The sequence below is a fragment of the Roseateles sp. genome (assembly GCF_036486225.1).
GTDB lineage: Bacteria > Pseudomonadota > Gammaproteobacteria > Burkholderiales > Burkholderiaceae_C > Roseateles.
The window spans coordinates 1-17,036 of sequence record NZ_DASVNZ010000361.1 but is presented as its reverse complement, the minus strand read 5'-3'; the positions used below and the strand labels follow the sequence as shown (position 1 = coordinate 17,036).

General features: G+C 67.5%; 20 protein-coding genes. 6 read left to right on the top strand and 14 right to left on the bottom strand.

The genetic code is table 11. The features are described 5' to 3' along the window. The 3 genes from VF536_RS23800 to VF536_RS23790 all read right to left on the bottom strand — a co-directional run. Positions 1-484: Hpt domain-containing protein (locus VF536_RS23800; protein ID WP_331617397.1), on the bottom strand; the 484-nt coding region annotated here is incomplete at its 3' end. 19 nt (positions 485-503) lie between these two features. After that, positions 504-866, bottom strand: coding sequence for a response regulator (locus VF536_RS23795; protein WP_067068294.1), 363 nt, complete (start codon positions 864-866; stop codon positions 504-506). A gap of 121 nt (positions 867-987) precedes the next feature. Then, on the bottom strand, positions 988-1,446 hold the full coding sequence (locus VF536_RS23790) for a hypothetical protein (protein WP_331617395.1): 459 nt from the start codon (positions 1,444-1,446) through the stop codon (positions 988-990). A gap of 283 nt (positions 1,447-1,729) precedes the next feature. Here VF536_RS23790 and VF536_RS23785 point away from each other — a divergent pair, with 283 nt between their 5' ends. From VF536_RS23785 to VF536_RS23760, 6 genes are all read left to right on the top strand, one after another. Further along, a complete protein-coding gene (locus VF536_RS23785) occupies positions 1,730-2,890 on the top strand; it encodes a hybrid sensor histidine kinase/response regulator (RefSeq protein ID WP_331617394.1) in 1,161 nt (386 codons plus the stop codon). Beyond that, positions 2,887-3,534 carry a response regulator gene (locus tag VF536_RS23780; RefSeq protein ID WP_297531346.1) on the top strand — a complete coding sequence of 216 codons (648 nt, stop codon included), beginning with the start codon at positions 2,887-2,889 and terminating at the stop codon, positions 3,532-3,534. The genes VF536_RS23785 and VF536_RS23780 overlap by 4 nt, the downstream gene beginning before the upstream one ends. Positions 3,535-3,696: 162 nt before the next feature. After that, positions 3,697-4,914, top strand: a complete 1,218-nt coding sequence (locus VF536_RS23775) for an efflux RND transporter periplasmic adaptor subunit (protein ID WP_331617393.1) — start codon at positions 3,697-3,699, stop codon at positions 4,912-4,914. Positions 4,915-4,956: 42 nt separating this feature from the next. Next, entirely contained in the window at positions 4,957-5,667 is a 711-nt protein-coding gene (locus VF536_RS23770) for an ABC transporter ATP-binding protein (RefSeq protein WP_331617392.1), read from the top strand. A gap of 42 nt (positions 5,668-5,709) precedes the next feature. Further along, positions 5,710-6,879, top strand: a complete 1,170-nt coding sequence (locus tag VF536_RS23765) for an ABC transporter permease (protein WP_331617391.1) — start codon at positions 5,710-5,712, stop codon at positions 6,877-6,879. 2 nt (positions 6,880-6,881) lie between these two features. Continuing rightward, positions 6,882-8,198, top strand: coding sequence for an ABC transporter permease (locus tag VF536_RS23760; RefSeq protein ID WP_331617390.1), 1,317 nt, complete (start codon positions 6,882-6,884; stop codon positions 8,196-8,198). A gap of 62 nt (positions 8,199-8,260) precedes the next feature. On the opposite strand, the gene fliR is transcribed toward VF536_RS23760, so the two are convergent. The 11 genes from fliR to VF536_RS23705 form a co-directional block, all read right to left on the bottom strand. Beyond that, a complete protein-coding gene (fliR, locus tag VF536_RS23755) occupies positions 8,261-9,025 on the bottom strand; it encodes a flagellar biosynthetic protein FliR (protein WP_331617389.1) in 765 nt (254 codons plus the stop codon). 22 nt (positions 9,026-9,047) lie between these two features. Next, positions 9,048-9,317 (bottom strand): flagellar biosynthesis protein FliQ, encoded by a 270-nt coding sequence (gene fliQ / locus VF536_RS23750; RefSeq protein ID WP_088403381.1) that lies wholly within the window; start codon positions 9,315-9,317, stop codon positions 9,048-9,050. Positions 9,318-9,368: 51 nt separating this feature from the next. Next, the gene (fliP, locus tag VF536_RS23745) at positions 9,369-10,181 is read right to left on the bottom strand and encodes a flagellar type III secretion system pore protein FliP (protein WP_331617388.1); all 813 of its coding nucleotides are present in this window, start codon (positions 10,179-10,181) and stop codon (positions 9,369-9,371) included. Between the two features lie 13 nt (positions 10,182-10,194). Beyond that, on the bottom strand, positions 10,195-10,560 hold the full coding sequence (locus VF536_RS23740) for a flagellar biosynthetic protein FliO (protein WP_331617387.1): 366 nt from the start codon (positions 10,558-10,560) through the stop codon (positions 10,195-10,197). Positions 10,561-10,625: 65 nt separating this feature from the next. Further along, entirely contained in the window at positions 10,626-11,066 is a 441-nt protein-coding gene (gene fliN, locus VF536_RS23735) for a flagellar motor switch protein FliN (protein WP_088403384.1), read from the bottom strand. Beyond that, positions 11,059-12,060, bottom strand: a complete 1,002-nt coding sequence (gene fliM / locus VF536_RS23730) for a flagellar motor switch protein FliM (protein WP_067276207.1) — start codon at positions 12,058-12,060, stop codon at positions 11,059-11,061. The genes fliN and fliM overlap by 8 nt, the downstream gene beginning before the upstream one ends. A gap of 25 nt (positions 12,061-12,085) precedes the next feature. Beyond that, positions 12,086-12,667: a flagellar basal body-associated FliL family protein gene (locus VF536_RS23725; RefSeq protein WP_331617384.1), complete on the bottom strand. Its 582-nt coding sequence runs from the start codon at positions 12,665-12,667 to the stop codon at positions 12,086-12,088. Positions 12,668-12,803: 136 nt separating this feature from the next. Beyond that, on the bottom strand, positions 12,804-14,285 hold the full coding sequence (locus VF536_RS23720; protein ID WP_331617383.1) for a flagellar hook-length control protein FliK: 1,482 nt from the start codon (positions 14,283-14,285) through the stop codon (positions 12,804-12,806). A gap of 33 nt (positions 14,286-14,318) precedes the next feature. After that, positions 14,319-14,789, bottom strand: coding sequence for a flagellar export protein FliJ (gene fliJ, locus VF536_RS23715; RefSeq protein WP_331617382.1), 471 nt, complete (start codon positions 14,787-14,789; stop codon positions 14,319-14,321). A gap of 34 nt (positions 14,790-14,823) precedes the next feature. Beyond that, positions 14,824-16,248, bottom strand: a complete 1,425-nt coding sequence (fliI, locus tag VF536_RS23710) for a flagellar protein export ATPase FliI (RefSeq protein ID WP_297532607.1) — start codon at positions 16,246-16,248, stop codon at positions 14,824-14,826. After that, positions 16,245-17,036: FliH/SctL family protein (locus tag VF536_RS23705; protein WP_331617381.1), on the bottom strand; the 792-nt coding region annotated here is incomplete at its 5' end. The genes fliI and VF536_RS23705, both read right to left, overlap by 4 nt.

Genomic DNA, 17,036 nt, shown 5'->3' with positions numbered 1-17,036 from the left:
CCTTCGGCGCGGGAGCCGGCGCGGCGGCGGCGGGTGCAGGCGCGCGGACGCCGTCCAGCGTGCCGCCTTCCACCAGCGTGCGGATGCTGCTCAGCAGGGCGGAGGTGTCCACCGCGTCGGCGCCCGAGCCCTGATGCCGGGCCAGTTGTGCTTTCAGCGCGTCGCCGGACTGCAGCAGCACGTCCACCATCGGCGAGGTCGGCGCCAGCTCATGACGACGCAGCTTGTCCAGCAGCGTCTCCATCTGATGCGTCAGTTCCGCCACGTCGTTGAAGCCGAACGTCGCCGCGCCACCCTTGATCGAGTGGGCACAGCGGAAGATGGCGTTCATCTGCTCGTCGTCCGGATTCTCGATGTCCAGGTTCAGCAGCAGCTGTTCCATGTTGTCGAGGTTCTCACCGGCTTCTTCGAAAAAGACCTGGTAGAACTGGCTCAGGTCGATGCCAGCGCCCAGGTTTGCGCCCTCGGAGGTCATATCTCCCATGAATCTCTCCAGCTTGCCTTCAGCGGATCACCTTGCCGATCACCTCGATCAGCTTGGCCGGGTCGAACGGCTTCACGAGCCATCCGGTGGCGCCCGCTGCGCGGCCCGCCTGCTTCATCTGATCGCTGGACTCGGTGGTCAGGATCAGGATCGGCGTCGTCTTGAACTTGGGGTTGTCGCGCAGCTTCTTGGTCAGGCTGATGCCGTCCATCCGGGGCATGTTCTGGTCGGTCAGCACCAGGTCGAAATCGCGCTGGGACGACTTCTCCCAAGCATCTTGCCCGTCCACCGCCTCCACGACGTTGAAACCCGCATTCTTGAGGGTGAACGAGACCATCTGGCGCATGGAGGCCGAATCGTCTACGGCGAGGATCGAGGGCATTTTGAGTTCTCCGGATGACAAGCGGTTTTCGGGTGGACCTGAAGATTCTTGAGGACCTTGAGGGCGGTCTGGTGACGGTGCCCGGTGATTTCGTGACCTAACGGACGGATCGAAGGAACATTCAGAACAGTTCGACCGAACCGGCGTCCATCTCGTCCTGCGTGACGGGATTGGGTCGCAGCGGGGCGGTCTCGACGACGGCCAGGCCGTCCTCGTCGTCTCCGAAGGTGTCCCGGGCGAGCTGGTCCGAGCAGTTGCGCAGCCGTTGGCTGGTGTGCGCGATCAACTGCGTCGACATGTCCTGGAACTGCAGCGCGGTGATCGCACCGGCCAGATGCAGCATCAGTTGCTGCAGCGCATCCTGGTCCTTGGCCTCCGGCAGACGTTCGCGCATCTGGTCCACGAGGCCAGACGCGCCGAAGAAATGCGTCGACAACGCTTCGCAGGCGTCGTCGAGCAGGCGCTGCAGGCGCTCGAGATCGTTGTTGACCGTCATCAGATGGTCCTGCAGCTCGGCAGCGGCGAGCAGCGGCATCAGTCCTGTGCCTTCCGGCTCGACCGACGTCTCATCGATTTGCATCTTGGCTCCACATAGGGGTGTCCTGGTGCGTCTTCATGTCTGCCCAACTCAAACATGCGCCCGGACTTGTCGGCTGGCAAGAATCTTCGGCTTTTGCCACGCATCTGTCGACGGGACTAACCGTGCAAAGTCATCCCAATAGCTCAGATCGGAAGTTCATCGACGGGACCGTGACAAATCTCGATAAGGGTAAACCCAAGACTCTACGGTTTCCAGATGAATAAAACGTGGGGCTTGGTGGCATAGATGAGGGATGCGCGACAAACTTGGCATACTCCCGGCCATGCCGACTCTCCCCCTGGCCGAGCGCTCTCTGCGCCTGCTTCATATCGAGGATTCCGACCTGGATCACCAACTGATCCTGGCCCAGTTGCAACGGGCCGGATTGCGATTCGAGATCACGCGGCTGGACACGCTGCCCGATATCGAGGCAGCCCTCGACCAGACCTGGGACGCGGTGATTTCCGATTACAACCTGCCGGGGTTTTCGGGCCTGGTCGTGCTGGACATGCTCAAGCAGCGGCAACTGGTGCTGCCATTCGTGCTGGTATCGGGCGAGATCGGCGAGGACACGGCGGTGGCCGCCATGCGCACCGGGGCGTCGGACTACCTGCTCAAGAACAACCTGGCGCGGCTGGCGCCGGCCCTGCTGCATGCGATCGAGTCCTGCGAGGCCCAGCTGGCGCGGCAGGAGGCGGACCGTGAACTGCTCAAGTCCAAGCAGCAGTTGCACGAACTGGCCGGGCACCTGCAGACCAGTGTCGAGATGGAACGCGCGGCCATCGCCCGCGAGATCCATGACGACGTCGGCGGGTCGCTGACGGCGCTGAAGTTCGACCTGGCCTGGATCGCCCGGCACAGCAAGGACGAGGATGTCCAGCAGCGTGTGCAGTCGGCGCTGGAGACGGTCACCAGCGCCATCGAATCGAGCCAGCGCATCATGCACAACCTGCGGCCGGCCATCCTGGAACAGGGATTGCTGGCAGCAGTGCAGTGGCTGGCCGCGCGCTTCGAACGCCGGACCGGCATCGCGACCGCGGTGAGGCATGTCGGCGAGCAGTTCCAACTGCCGGCGGGCGTGCCGCTGGTGGCCTACCGCTGCGCGCAGGAGGCGCTCACCAATGTGTCCAAGCATGCCGGGGCGACCAAGGTCGATGTGGAGTTGAGCATGGAGGGCGGCGTGCTGACGCTGGAGATCAAGGACAACGGTCACGGTGTCGCGCCGGGCGATCTGAGCAAGGCGCGCAGCTTCGGTATCCGCGGGTTGCGTGAGCGGGCAGCGACGGTGGGTGGCTGGGTCGACCTCAGCAGCGGCCTGCAGGGCACGGCGTTGATCCTGTCGGTGCCGTTGCGCGGCGTGTTCGGCGACTTCGATGTCGACGACGACGGCGACCCGATCCCGGCCGGTGCTGGGCATGACCCCTCTTCGTGGGGCGCCCTATGATCAAAGTCATCCTCTGCGACGACCACGCGCTGATCCGCCGAGGGATCCGCGACACCCTGTCCGACGCGCCTGACATCGAGGTGGTCGGCGAGGCGGGCGACTACGGCGAACTGCGCAGCCTGATGCGCACGCTGGCGGCCGACAAGCAGTGCGACGTGCTGGTGCTCGACATCAACATGCCGGGTCGCAGCGGACTGGACGTGCTGCACGTGCTCAAGGACGAAGGCACGACCACGCGGGTGCTGATCGTGTCGATGTACCCGGAGGACCAGTACGCGATCCGCGCGCTGCGCGCCGGGGCTTTCGGTTACGTGAACAAGGGCGGCGATCCGCAGCTGCTGGTGCAGGCGGTGCGCACGGTGGCGCAGGGCCGCAAGTACGTGACCCCCGAGATTGCGCAGATGCTGGTCGAGAGCCTGACCGCGCCGGCGCCGGAGCAGGCGCACCAGAAGTTGTCCGATCGCGAATTGCAGACCTTGGTGATGATCGCGTCCGGCAAGCGTCTGTCGGACATCGCCGAAGAGCTGATGCTCAGCCCGAAGACGGTGAGCGTGTACCGGGCGCGGGTGCTGGAGAAGCTGGCCTTGTCCAACAACTCCGAACTGACCGTCTACGCCATCCGCAACGGATTGGTCGAGAGCTGAGTCCAGGTCCGAGTCGAAATCCGCCGTCTCCGTTCGTCGTCATCCGGGGACGTTCACGCCAGCCAGCCGCCATTCATCGCAAGTCAGCATTGACGAGGAGGGGGCGCCTCGGAGAATGCGCCCCGTACTGACACACAGGGGGCCGTCATCGATACCGCACTGTTGAAAGAGCTGCGCATCCAGGGGAATGAGCGCGACAACCATGGCGGGGGACCGCCGACATGGGTCTGGGTGCTGGTGGGCGTGCTGGTGGTCCTCGGACTGCTGGCCGGGGGCGGCTGGTGGTGGTGGACCCAGTCGCAGGTGCCGGAGGTGGCGACCACCAATGCGCAGGCTCGCAGCGGCGCCGGCGGCGGCGCTGTGCTGCAGGCCACCGGATATGTGACGGCGCGCCGCTCGGCGACGGTCTCGACGCAGATCACGGGGACCCTGACCGAGGTGCTCTTCGAGGAGGGCGACCGGATCGCCAAGGGTCAGATCCTGGCAAGGCTCGAGGATCACGCCCTGCGCGCGGCGCTCGACATGGCGCATGCCAACGTCAAGAGCGCGCAGGCCAACATCGACGCCACGCGCGCCCAACTGGCGCAATCCCAGTCCGACCTGAAGCGGCAGGATGAACTGGCCGCGAGCGGCATGTCGACGAAACAGGCCGCGGAGCAGGCGCGTACCGCCGTGACGGCCACGGCCGCCCAGCTGGAAGCGCGTCGGCGTGAGGCTGATGCCGTGATGGCGCAGGCCAGGCAGGCGCAGGTCAACTTCGACTACACGGTCGTCAAGGCGCCGTTTGCCGGCGTCATCACCGCCAAGGCGGCCCAGGTCGGCGAGATCGTCTCTCCGCTGTCCGCGGGCGGCGGCTTCACACGTACCGGTGTCGGCACCATCGTCGACATGGAATCGCTGGAAGTGGACGTCGACGTGAACGAGGCCTATATCGGCCAGGTCAAGGGCGACATGCCCGCCGAAGCGGTGCTGGATGCCTACCCCGACTGGCGCATTCCCGCGCATGTGATCGCGGTGGTGCCGGCGGCCGATCGCGGCAAGGCGACGGTCAAGGTGCGCGTGGCGCTGGAGCAGAAGGACCAGCGTGTCGTGCCCGACATGGGTGTGCGGGTGTCCTTCCTGGCCGCCAAGGCGGATGCGAAGACCGCGCCGCCGCCGGGCGTGCTGGTGCCGAAATCCGCCGTCACGTCCCGGGACGGCGCGGCGGTGGTCTTCGTCGTCGTCGGCCAGAACGCCGCGGCACGCAAGGTGAAGCAGGGGACGCCGGTGGGCGATCAGGCGGTGGTGCTGGACGGCCTCAAGGCCGGCGAGCCCATCGTCCTGAATCCGCCGGAACAGTTGGTGGACGGCGGCCAGATCAAGCTGAAGGCCGGCGAGTGAGCGCCAGGGGCTGCGAGCCCCGCGCCCGTGAATGAACCGTTGATGCGAGGAGTCACCGTGAGCAATCTGATCGAGATCCGTGACCTGTCCAAGGTCTACACCCGCGGCAAGCAGAAGGTGGAGGTGCTGCACCACATCGACCTGGATGTGCGGCAGGGCGAGTTCCTGGCGCTGATGGGCCCGTCGGGCTCCGGCAAGACGACGCTGCTGAACCTGATCGGCGGATTGGACCAGCCCAGCGGCGGCAGCATCGCCATCGGCGGCGAGCGCATCGACCAGCTCAGTTCCGCCGCGCTGGCGAAATGGCGCGCGGCCCGGGTGGGCTTCGTGTTCCAGTTCTACAACCTGATGCCGACGCTCTCGGCGCAGCGCAACGTGGAACTGCCGCTGCTGCTGACCAAGCTGTCCGCGGCGGAGCGCAAGAAGCGCGCCGCGATCGCGCTGCAGCTGGTGGGGCTGTCGGACCGTGCCAGCCACAAGCCGACCGAGCTCTCCGGCGGGCAGCAGCAGCGCGTGTCCATCGCGCGGGCGATCGTGTCCGACCCGACCCTGCTGGTCTGCGACGAGCCCACCGGCGACCTGGACCGTCAATCGGCCGAGGATGTGCTGGCCCTGCTGCAGGCGCTCAACCGGGACCACGGCAAGACCATCGTGATGGTCACGCACGATCCGAAGGCCGCCGAGCGCGCCCGCCAGACGCTGCACCTGGACAAGGGCACGCTGGTCGAGCAGACCGTGACCGCGGCCGCCTGACGCCGAGGCGTCCAGGTCCAGTCCCGTTAGAAAGGGCTCGCCATGAAATACCTTCACCTCATCTGGGCGGCGCTGTTCCGGCGCAAGCTCCGGACGGTGCTGACGCTGGTGTCCATCATCACCGCGTTCCTGCTGTTCGGGCTGCTGGACGCGGTCCGCACCTCCTTCGACCAGGCCGGCCAGTCGGCCAACGGCGCCTCGCGATTGCAGACGGGCTCGCGCCTGTCCTTCATCCAGACCTTGCCGATGGCGCTGACGCAGCGCATCCAGTCGGTGGACGGCGTCAAGCTGGTGACCTTCGCGAACTGGTTCGGCGGTGCCTACCAGGATCCGCACAACCAGGTCTTCAGCTTCGCCGTCGCGCCGAACTACCTCGACATGTATCCGGAGATGGTGGTCACCGACCAGGCCAGACAGGCCTTTGCGACAACGCGCATCGGCGCGCTGGTCGGCGAAGGCCTGGCCAAGCGCTTCAACTGGAAGGTCGGGGACAAGATCCCGCTGCAGTCGACGATCTTCCCGGATCGCAGCGGCAGCAAGAACTGGCAGTTCGAGATCGTCGGCCTGATCCACGCCGCGGACAAGAAGTCCGGCGGCTGGTACGACCAGATGTTCCTGCTGAACTGGAAGTACTTCGACGACACGACGCCCTACAACCAGGGTCAGGTCGGCTGGTACGTGACGCGCGTGGCGGACGCGAACCAGGCCGACCGCGTGGCCAAGGCGATCGACGCGATCTCGGCCAACTCGGACCATGAGACCCGCACCCAGACCGAGCAGGCGGCGATGGCCTCGTGGATGAAGCAGGTGGCGGACATCGGACTGATCGTCAGTTCGATCATGGGCGCGGTGTTCTTCACGCTGCTGCTGCTGTCGGGCAACACGATGATGCAGGCGGTGCGCGAGCGCACCAGCGAGATCGCCGTGCTGAAGACGATCGGCTTCTCCGGCCACAGCGTGCTGGCGATGGTGCTGGCGGAGTCCGTGCTGCTGCTGGTGATCGGCGGCGTGATCGGACTGGGGCTGGCGAGCGTCATCGGGCCGGCGGTCAGCGCGGGCAGCGGCGGCACGCTGAACCTGCCGGCGGCCGGTTTGAACAGCTGGGCCACCGGCGTCGGCCTGATGGTGCTGTTCGGCGTGATCGTCGGCGCGCTGCCGGCGCTCAACGCGATGCGGCTCAACATCACCGATGCACTGGCGGGGAGGGCCTGATCATGAAGTTCCTGAAGAACCTGGGGTTGCTGCTGCTGCTGGTGCTCGTGCTGGTGGCGTGGGTGATGCTGCCGTGGGTCGGCGCGCTCGGCCTGGCGGCGCTGCTGGTGCTGTGGCTGTTCTTGACGAGGCGCGGCGCGCAGGCGCGCTCGGTGACCGGCGTCGGCGTGAGCACGCTGCCGCAGCGGATCGGCTCGTCGGCGGTGATCGTCGTGGGCATCGCGGGTGTGGTCGGTGTGCTGGTGGCGCTGCTGGCGATGGCCGAGGGCTATTCGGAGACCTTGCGCAAGTCAGGCAGCGAGGACACGGCCATCGTGCTGCGCGGCGCCTCCGCGGCGGAGGTGGCGTCGGTCATGACACGTGACGACATCACGCAGATCGGTCAGGCGCCGGGCGTGGCGAAGTCGGCCAAGGGCGAGCCGCTTCTGTCGGCGGAGACGGTGGTCGCGGCCAATCTGCCGGTCAAGGGCACGAAGACCGATGAGGAGGGCAGCGTCCAGATGCGCGGTGTCGGCGATGAGGCCTTCGCGGTGCGGCCGCAGGTCAAGATCGTCGCCGGCCGCAAGTTCCAGCCGGGGCTCAAGGAGCTGATCGTCGGTCAGGGCGCGGCGCGTCAGTTCGAGGGCCTGGAGCCCGGCAAGCAGATCCGCCTGGGCAGCCAGATGTGGACGGTGGCGGGGGTGTTCGCGTCGGGCGACTCGATGGAATCGGAGCTGTGGGCCGATGCGCCGGTCGTCGCCGAGACCTACCGGCGCGGCGCGAGCCGCAATTCGGTGACGGTGAAGCTGACCGATGCGAAGGCCTTCAAGGAGTTCAAGGCGGCGCTGGAAGCCAATCCGCAGTTGAAGGTCGATGCGACGACCACGCTGGCGTTCTTCGCCAAGCAGTCGGAGCAGATGACCAAGATCCTGCGGATCATCGGGATCGTGGTCGGATCGATCATGGCGGTGGGCGCAGTGTTCGGCGCGCTGAACACCATGTTCGCTGCGGTCGCGACGCGGGCCCGAGAGATCGCCACGCTGCGCGCGATCGGTTTCCCGGGACTGCCCGTGGTGGTGGCGGTGATGCTGGAGACGATGCTGCTGGCGGCGGTCGGCGGCATCATCGGCGGCGGGATCGCCTACCTGATCTTCAACGGGCACGCGGCGTCGACGATGGCGGCCGGGTCCGTGGGCAAGCTCAGCTTCGAGCTGAAGGTCTCGGGACAACTGCTGTGGGAAGGCCTGAAATGGGCCCTGGCCATCGGCTTCATCGGCGGTCTGTTCCCCGCCGTGCGGGCGGCGAGCCTGCCGGTCACCACGGCGCTGCGCGAGCTCTGAAATGACAAACCGGCCGATGCTGGGAAGCATCGGCCGGCGCGTGGGCGCGTGTTCCGCGCTGCTCAGTTGAACGCCGCCAGCATCCGCTCCAGCGCGATCATGAAGGGCTGATGCATCAGCGGCAGCGTCGCGACCAGGCCGACCAGGCCGATGCTGACCGTCAACGGGAAGCCCACCGAGAACACGTTCAGCTGCGGCGCGACGCGCGAAATGATCCCGAGCACGAGGTTCACGAACATCAGCATCGTGATCAGCGGCAGCGCGATCCACAGGCCCATGCGGAAGATCTCCGCGCCCCAGACCTGAGGCTGCGCGATGCGCAGGAAGCGGAAGGGCTCCTCGCCGATCGGGAAGGCCTGGAAGCTTTCGACCAGCGAGTTGATCAGCATCAGGTGCCCGTTGATGGCGACGAACAGGAAGGCGACCATCGAGCCCAGGAAGCGCGACGTCGAGGTGCCTTGCGAGCCGGTGGACGGGTCGAAGAAGCCGGCGAAGTTCAGCCCCATCTGCAGGCCGATCAGCTCACCGGCGAATTCCAACGCCGCGAACACGACCCGCACCGCGAAGCCCATCGACAAGCCGATCAGCAATTGCTGTCCCGTCACCGCCAGGAGCTGGGGCAGCGAGTCGAGCGGAATCACCGGCATGGCCGGCAGCGACGGCTGCGCCGCCACCGAGATGAACAGCGCCAGCCCGATGCGCACGCGTGCCGGCACCTGGCGCTGGCTGAAGACCGGCATCCCGGCGAACAGCGCCAGCGTGCGGATGAACGGCCATAGGATCGGACTGATCCAGGCGAGCAGTTGCGCTTCGCTGAAGGAGATCATCGGGATCGAGGGCCGCGCCGCCTCAACCCAGCGCCTGCGGGATGCTCTGCAGCGTGCGCTGGATGTATTCGACCAGCGTCGTGATCATCCAGGGGCCGGCGACCGCCAGCACCAGCACCGCGGCGACGATCTTGGGGACGAACGACAGCGTCGATTCGTTGATCTGCGTCGCCGCCTGGAACACCGACACCAGCACGCCGACGGCGAGCACCGTCAGCAGGATGGGCGCCGCGACCATCAGCAGCACGTACAGCCCTTGCTGGCCGACCGAGAAGACCTGTTGTGCATCCATGAGCTTGTCCTTGGAGTCGCTATGTCGAGTCGCTTCGGAACGCGCGCGCCGCTACTGCGCGAACGACGCCGCGAGCGATCCCAGCAGCAGGTTCCAGCCGTCCGCCAGCACGAACAGCATCAGCTTGAACGGCAGCGACACCAGCACCGGCGACAGCATCATCATCCCCAGGCTCATCAGCACGCTGGAGACGATCATGTCGATCACCAGGAACGGGATGAAGATCAGGAACGCGATCTGGAATGCGGACTTGAGCTCGCTGGTCACGAAGGCGGGCACCAGCACGCGGAAGGGCACGGCCTCCGGCGTGACGTTGGGTTCGAGCTTGGCGAGCTTGGCGAACAGCGCGACGTCCGACTGGCGCGTCTGCTTGAGCATGAAGGCACGCATCGGCACCTGTGCGCGCTCCAGGGCGACCTCGAAGCCGATCTGTCCGGACTGGTAGGGCTGGTAGGCCTCGGCGTAGACGCGGTCCAGCGTCGGGCTCATCACGAAGAAGGTCAGGAACAGCGACAGCCCGACGATCACCTGGTTGGGCGGCGCCGCCTGCGTGCCCAGCGCCTGGCGCAGCAGCGACAGCACGATCACGATCCGGGTGAAGCCGGTCATCATCAGCAGCACCGCCGGCAGGAAGCCCAGCGCGGTGAAGAACAGCAGCGTCTGGATCGGCACCGAGTAGCTGTTGCCGCCGGCGCCCTGGCCGATGATCAGCGGCACGCTGGCGGGCGCGCCGCCTTGCTGGGCCCAGGCCGCGGCGCCGAAGCCGCCGAGCACGAGCACGCCGGCGATGCCCAGCGCGCGCTGCGACAGCCGTCGGCGACGGGGCTCGTGCAAGGCGGAGGCGTGGGAGGTCGAAGCGGTCATGCGCCGTTTCCGATCAGGCCGAGGTGCTGGAACCGGGGCCATCGGCGTGCCTGCTGCCCAGGCTGCGCTTGAGCAGCGAGGAGAACGACGGTTGCGCCGCCTGCAGCGCCGCGCCGGCGTCGGCCTGCGGCGGCAGCACGTGCAGCGTGCGGATCTGCTGGCCGGTGATGCCGAGCACCAGCCATTGGCGGTCCTCGTCCTGGCCGACCTCGACGATCACGATGCGCTGGCTGGGCGCGATCACCAGTTGCGCGACGGTGCGCAGCTGTCCGCCCATCGCGCCGCCGCCCAAGGGCGTGCGTTTGAGGAGCCACAGCACGACTGGAATCAGGGCCAGGATGGCCAGGAACCAGAGCAGGGGGACGAGGCTGTTGTTCATGGCGACGAATTATGCGTCCCTGAAACGCGTCAGCCCCACCGGGGTGGGGCTGATCAGGGGTCAGGTTATGCCTTGCTCAGGCGCCGCATCCGTTCGGACGGGGTCACGATGTCGGTGAGGCGGATACCGAACTTGTCGTTCACGACCACGACCTCGCCCTGGGCGATCAGGTAGCCGTTGACCAGCACGTCCATCGGCTCGCCGGCCAGCGCGTCGAGTTCGACCACGGAGCCCTGCGCCAATTGCAGGATGTTCTTGATCGGAATGCGCGTGCGACCGAGTTCAACCGTGAGCTGGACGGGGATGTCCAGGATCATATTGATGTCGCTGCCGGGCAGGTTGCCCGGCGTCGGCGAGAAGTTGGTGAAGGCCGCCGGCGCGACCTGCTCGGTCACCTGCTGCACTTCGGCCGCGACCTCGCTGCCGCCGCCGCCGGCTTCCGCCAGCGCCGCCGCCCATTCGGCGGCCATCGCGTCCTGTTCGTCCATCGGGGTGTTGTCAGCCATTGCGGGCTCCCAGCCAGCCGGCATCCGGGCCGGTCAGCATCTTTTCAATCTTGATCGAATACTTGCCGTTCGAGGTGCCGTAATGGCAGTCGAACACCGGCACGCCGTCCACCTTCGCCTGGATGATCTGCTCCAGGTCCAGCTCGATGAAGTCGCCCGGCTTGAAGGCCAGCAGCTGTTCGACGGTCGCGGGGGCCTTGGCCAGTTCCGCCACCAGTTCGACCTCGGCCGACTGGATCTGGTGCTTGAGCAGGTTGACCCAGCGGCGGTCGGGTTCGCTCGAGTCGCCCTGCGTGGTGCTGTACAGCACATCGCGGATCGGCTCCAGCGTCGAATACGGGATGCAGAAGTACACCGTGCCGCTGGTCTCGCCGATTTCCAGCGTGAACGACGTGGACACGATGATCTCGCTGGGCGTGGCGATGTTGGCGAACTGCGGCTGCATCTCCGAGCGCTGGTATTCCAGCTCCAGCGGATAGATGCCCTTCCACGCCTTGGTGTACTCCTGGATGATCACTTCGACCAGGCGCAGGATCACGCGCTGCTCGGTGGCGGAGAAGTCCCGGCCCTCGATGCGGGTGTGGAACTTGCCGATGCCGCCGAACAGCGAGTCGATCACCGCGAACACCAGCGTCGGGTCGCAGACGATCAGGCCGCTGCCGCGCAGCGGCTTCACCGACACGATGTTGAAGTTGGTCGGGACCACGATCTCGCGCAGGAAGGCGCTGTACTTCTGCACCTTGATGCCGCCGATGGCGACTTCCGGGCTCTTGCGGATGAAGTTGAACAGCCCGATGCGGATGTTGCGCGCGAAGCGTTCGTTGATGATCTCCATCGTGGGCATGCGCCCACGGACGATCCGTTCCTGGCTGGCGAGGTTGTACTCGCGGATGCCGCCGGTCTGGACCTCTTCTGCCTCGAGCTTCTGGCTCTCGCCGGTGATGCCTTGCAGCAGGGCATCGACTTCGTCTTGGGAAAGGATCTGCTGATTCATCGCGCGCTCCTTGCTGTGCGGCCCGTCACTGCACGATGAAAGTGGAGAACAGGACCTGCGTCACCGGGCTTTCGACCTGGCGCTTCTTCTTCTTTTTCTTCTTGGGCGCGGCGTCCTCGTCCTCATCCTCGTCGTCGAGCTCGATGCCCATCGGGCGCACGGCCTCGCGACGGATTTCCTTGGCCAGCTTTTCCTTGCCTTCGGCGCTCAGCAGCTCGGCCGAGGTCTTGTGCGACAGCACCAGCAGCACGTTGTTGCGGATCGCCGGCATGTAGGCCTTGAGCTGGTCGGCGAAATGCGCATCGGCGACTTCCAGCGTGATGCCGACCTGCGCGAAGCGGTCGACTTCCTTGTCGGCCAGGTTCACGGTGAACGGATCCAGCGGAACGAAGGTCGGCGGCGTGCCCGGCTTCGCGTGCGCGGCGGCCGCGGGCTTCTCCTCGGCGGCACCGCCTTCCTCGTCGTCGGCATGCGACTTCTTCTTCATCATCAGCAACGCGGCGACGCCCACCAGCACCACCACCAGGACGATGGCGACGATGATGATCAGTTTCTTCTTGCCGCCACCCTTGACGGCGGCGTCGTTGCCTGCGGCGGCTGTGGCCATGGGCGCTCCGGTGATGAAAAGAGGGACGTTGGCGGGGAGCCGGATCGGATGACCCGGCAATGTCTCCCATTGTGAAGCGCCGCCACAGCGCTCAACGCGCGAAAAGGCGGCGGATTCCGGTCAGACTCGGGGATCTTCAGGCGTACAGATCGACCAGACCGCGCGGTGCGGAGCGGCGCTCCGACCGCCCGGCGGCCGCGATGGCGCCGTCGTCGTCCGAGCCCTGTCCGCGCCCGCCCCGACGGCCGTTGCCGTTGCCGTTGGGCGTGCCGTCGGCGGAACCGTCGCCACGATTCTGGCCGCCGCTGGACTGCGACTGGGCGAACACCCCGCCGCCGCTCAGGGTCAAGCCCTGCGCCTGCAGCGCGGCCGCCAGATCCGGCAGACTGCGTTCCAGCACCTCCCGGGTCGCGGCGTGCTGGGCGTGGAAGTTCACTTGCGCCTGCTGGCCGTCCAACTGGATGTTGATCGACACCGGCCCCATCTCGGTCGGGTTGAGCTGGAGCTGCGCCTCGTGCACGCCGTCCTGGATCAGGAGGCTGACGCTGGCGGACAGTTCCGGCGCGAAGTCGGGGCTGTCGAGCGGGTGGCTGAGCGGGACGCTGGGCGCTTGCGTCGCGGACGTCGCGTCAGCGCCGGAAGTGCTGGACGCCGGTCCGGTCTGCTGCGCCGCGGCAAGCAGCGCCTCGAAGCTCGGCTGCGGGCCCTTGGCGGCGTCGCCCATGGCGATCTCATGCGCGCCACTGGAGGTGGCTTGCAGCGCGTCGGTCTGGGCGGTCTTATCCGCGCCTTCGGTCGCGCCGGCGGTGCCTGCGGCGGCCTGGCTCAGTTCGCGCTGAAGCTGCTGGCGCTCGCGCAGGGCGTCGCCTGTGGTCGGTTGCTTGCCATGGGCGTGCGTGCCGCCGGGCAGGGCTTCGGTGCCCGCCTCGTCGCCCTCGGCCGTGCCGGCACGCGGCTGGGCCTTGGTCTCGGCGGGCGCGTCGCCGCGCAGCATCGCCAGGATCTGCTCGGCAGCGGTCGCGCCGGTGTCCTTCGCGTCCTTGGCGGCCTTCTTGTCCTTGCCTTCGTCATCCTTGGCCACGACGCGCTCGGCATCTTTCCCGCTCGCGGCGTCGGCCCGGGCGGTGTCCGCCGGATCGGTCGCGTCGGCGGCGTCAGCCGCGTCCGTCGCTTCTCCGGCAGTGGTCGGATCCGACTTCGTGGTGCGGGTCGGGGTCTTGGCGTCTTCGGTCTTGTTCGCGCTGTTGCGGGCGGCGGCATTGCGCGCGGCGAGCTTGTTCTCGTCCTTCGACGCCGTGTTCTCGGGCGAGCGCGGAGGCGGCGACGCGGGCTTGGGCGGCTGTGCCGACTCCTGGCGCTGCGCCTGCTGCTGGGCCTCCAACTGCCGGGACTGCTGCTGGGATTGCATCTGCTGGCTCGCCAGCTGCTGCGATTGCAGCTTCGCCATGGCCGTCTTGGCCGACTGCGCCGACTGATCCTGCAACTGCTGGTTGCTCTGGTTCAGCAAACGGGAGAAGTCCGTCGACGCGCCGTCCTTGCGGCCGGCGTAGGCGGGGTTGTTCGCGCCGAGGCCGCCAAGGGCGCCCGGCATCGGATTCATGTTCTGGATCTGCGTCATGGCGAGGGAGGTTCCGGGTGGACCGGGCCGCGATCAGGCGACCAGCCGGGACATCGGGTTGCCGCCGCGCGAAGCGGCGCGGGCGGCCTGTTCATCGGTGGCGCGCTGTTCCTGGCGCATCTGGCTGCGCAGCGTCTCGGCGCGGCGGCGCTCGATCAGCTTGCGGACCGAGGCGACGCGCAGTTCGCGTTCGCGCACCAGGTCGCGGGCGGCGGACAGGCGCTGGTCGGCGTAGTCGGCGATGCCGCCTTGCTGACCGATGGCCTGGTCCAGTCGCTGGCCGAAGTTCTGATAGCAGCCCAGCAGTTGCACGGTCGTCCGTTGGGCGAATTCCTGCGACCAGCGGGTGCGGTAGTCCGTGCGGTACTGCGACAACTGGTCATGCTGGTTGCGCGCCGCGTTCGCACGCGACTGCGCCTCCTGCAGATGACGCAGCGCTTCATCGCGCTCGGCCTCCGCGCGTTCGAGGAGAACGGTCAGGGCCTGCAGATTGGAACTACTCATGTCGATGACCTCGCTTTACGGATGTCGGCAGCTATCACGCAAAGTTAAGTGTGGCGGTCAACTGATTGAGGCAATCGTTCAAAGAAGCGGGGGAATGCATGTCTTGTTGGAGCAATCGGTCCATGTCGCCGTGCAGGCGGACCGCCATGTCCAACTCGGGATCGTGGCCGGGCTGATAGGCGCCCAGCTGGATCAAGTCGCGCGCCTTGTTGTACTTCGCGAGGAGCTGCCGGAAGCGGCGCGCCAGTTCGATGTGGCGCTTGTCGGCCACGCTGGTCATGACGCGCGAGATGGACCGTTCCACGTCGATCGCAGGGTAGTGCCCACTCTCCGCCAACTCGCGGCTGAGCACGATGTGGCCGTCCAGGATGCCTCGGGCGGCATCGGCGATCGGGTCCTGCTGGTCGTCGCCCTCGGACAGCACGGTGTAGAAGGCGGTGATCGAGCCTTCACCGGCCAGGCCGTTGCCGCTGCGTTCCACCAGTTGCGGAAGCTTCGCGAAGCAGGAAGGCGGATAGCCTTTGGTCGCCGGCGGTTCGCCGATCGCGAGGGCGATCTCGCGCTGCGCCATGGCGTAGCGGGTGAGCGAATCCATCAGCAGCAGTACATGCTGGCCGCGGTCGCGGAAGTGCTCGGCGATCGCGGTGGCATAGGTCGCGCCCTGCATGCGCAGCAGCGGCGGCGCGTCGGCCGGCGCGGCGACGACGACGCTGCGGCGCAGGCCTTCCTCGCCGAGGATGTCCTCGATGAATTCCTTCACTTCGCGGCCGCGTTCGCCGATCAGGCCGACGACGATGACGTCCGCCTGCGTGTAGCGGGCCATCATGCCCAGCAGCACCGACTTGCCGACGCCGGTGCCGGCGAACAGGCCCAGGCGCTGGCCGCGGCCGACGGTCAGCAGCGAATTGATGGCGCGCACGCCGGTGTCCAGCGGGCGGCGGACCGGGTCGCGGTCCATCGCGTTGATCGGGCGGCGGACCATGGGTTCGTCGCGGATGTCGGCCAGCGGGCCGCGGCGATCGATCGGATGGCCTTGCGGGTCGACGACGCGGCCCAGCAGCCCGTCGCCCATGGGCAGATGCAGGCCACGGTCCTCGTCGCGGCGCCAGGGATGGCGTTCCTCGCCGAGCACGGGACCATGCAACGCGGCGGGGCGGGGGAGGACCATCGCGCCGCTGGCCAGGCCCTGGATCTCATCGGTCGGCATCAGGTAGGCGCGGTCGCCGGAGAAACCGACCACTTCCGCCGTGACCGGACGCTGGCCGCGCCGCGGCGACGAGGCGCTCGAGGGCATGTGGATCTCGCAGACCGACCCGACCGGCACCTTCACGCCGGTGGCTTCCAGCACCAGGCCAGCGACGCGCACCAGCTTGCCCTGCGGCTCGATCGGCGGCGCGTTGCCGGCGAAGGCCTGCAGGTCGTCGAAGTACTGGCGCCAGCGGTCGGTGCGGGCGCTCATGAGTCGCGGTCCTCGTGGGCGCCTTGATTGGCGCCATGCGGCAGCCCGCCGTACTGGCTCGGGGTGGGCTCGAGACGGAAGTCCAGCCGCGCGTCGCGTTGTTCGTCGGCGGCGCTGCGGCGGTTCTCCCAGACGGAGGTCTGCCCCAGCGCGCCGACGGCCGATTGCCAGCGTGCTGGCAACGAGGCGTCGACGCTGCAGATGTCGGCGTCGACCTTGACACCGCCGCGGGCGATCGAGGGATCGGGAATGACCTGGGCCTCGCGGGCGCGCAGCTCCTGGCCGGCGCCTTCCAGCACCAGCGGCAGGTCGTCGGGATGCACGCGCACGCGGACGTGGCGGGCGTTGATCAGCAACGCCTCGACGGCGTCATGCGCGACCTTGGAGACGAGTTCCGGCGCCGTCTCCAGTTCGTTGCGGACGACCTGGCGGGCCAGCTCGACTGCGGTGCGCGCGAGCGCGTCGGCCATGTCCTGTTCCATCGCTGACAGGTCCTGGTCGAAGCTCGAGACCAACTGGCCCACCTGGGCGCTGATCTGCTTGGCGAAGCTCTGCTTGAAGGCGTCCAGCGCGGCCATGCCGTCGCGGTAGCCGTCCTGGTAACCGGCCTGCCGGGCCTGGTGCATCAGCTCCTCGACGCTGGGACCGGGCGGCGGGGGCGGGGGCGGCGGTTCAACCGGGGCTGGCGCGGTGACGGCCGGGCGGCGAGGTGCCGCGCCGCCATCGAGCGCGCCCGGATTCCATGCGGCGAAGCCGGAGAGCTCCTCGCGCGGAATGATGCGGCCATA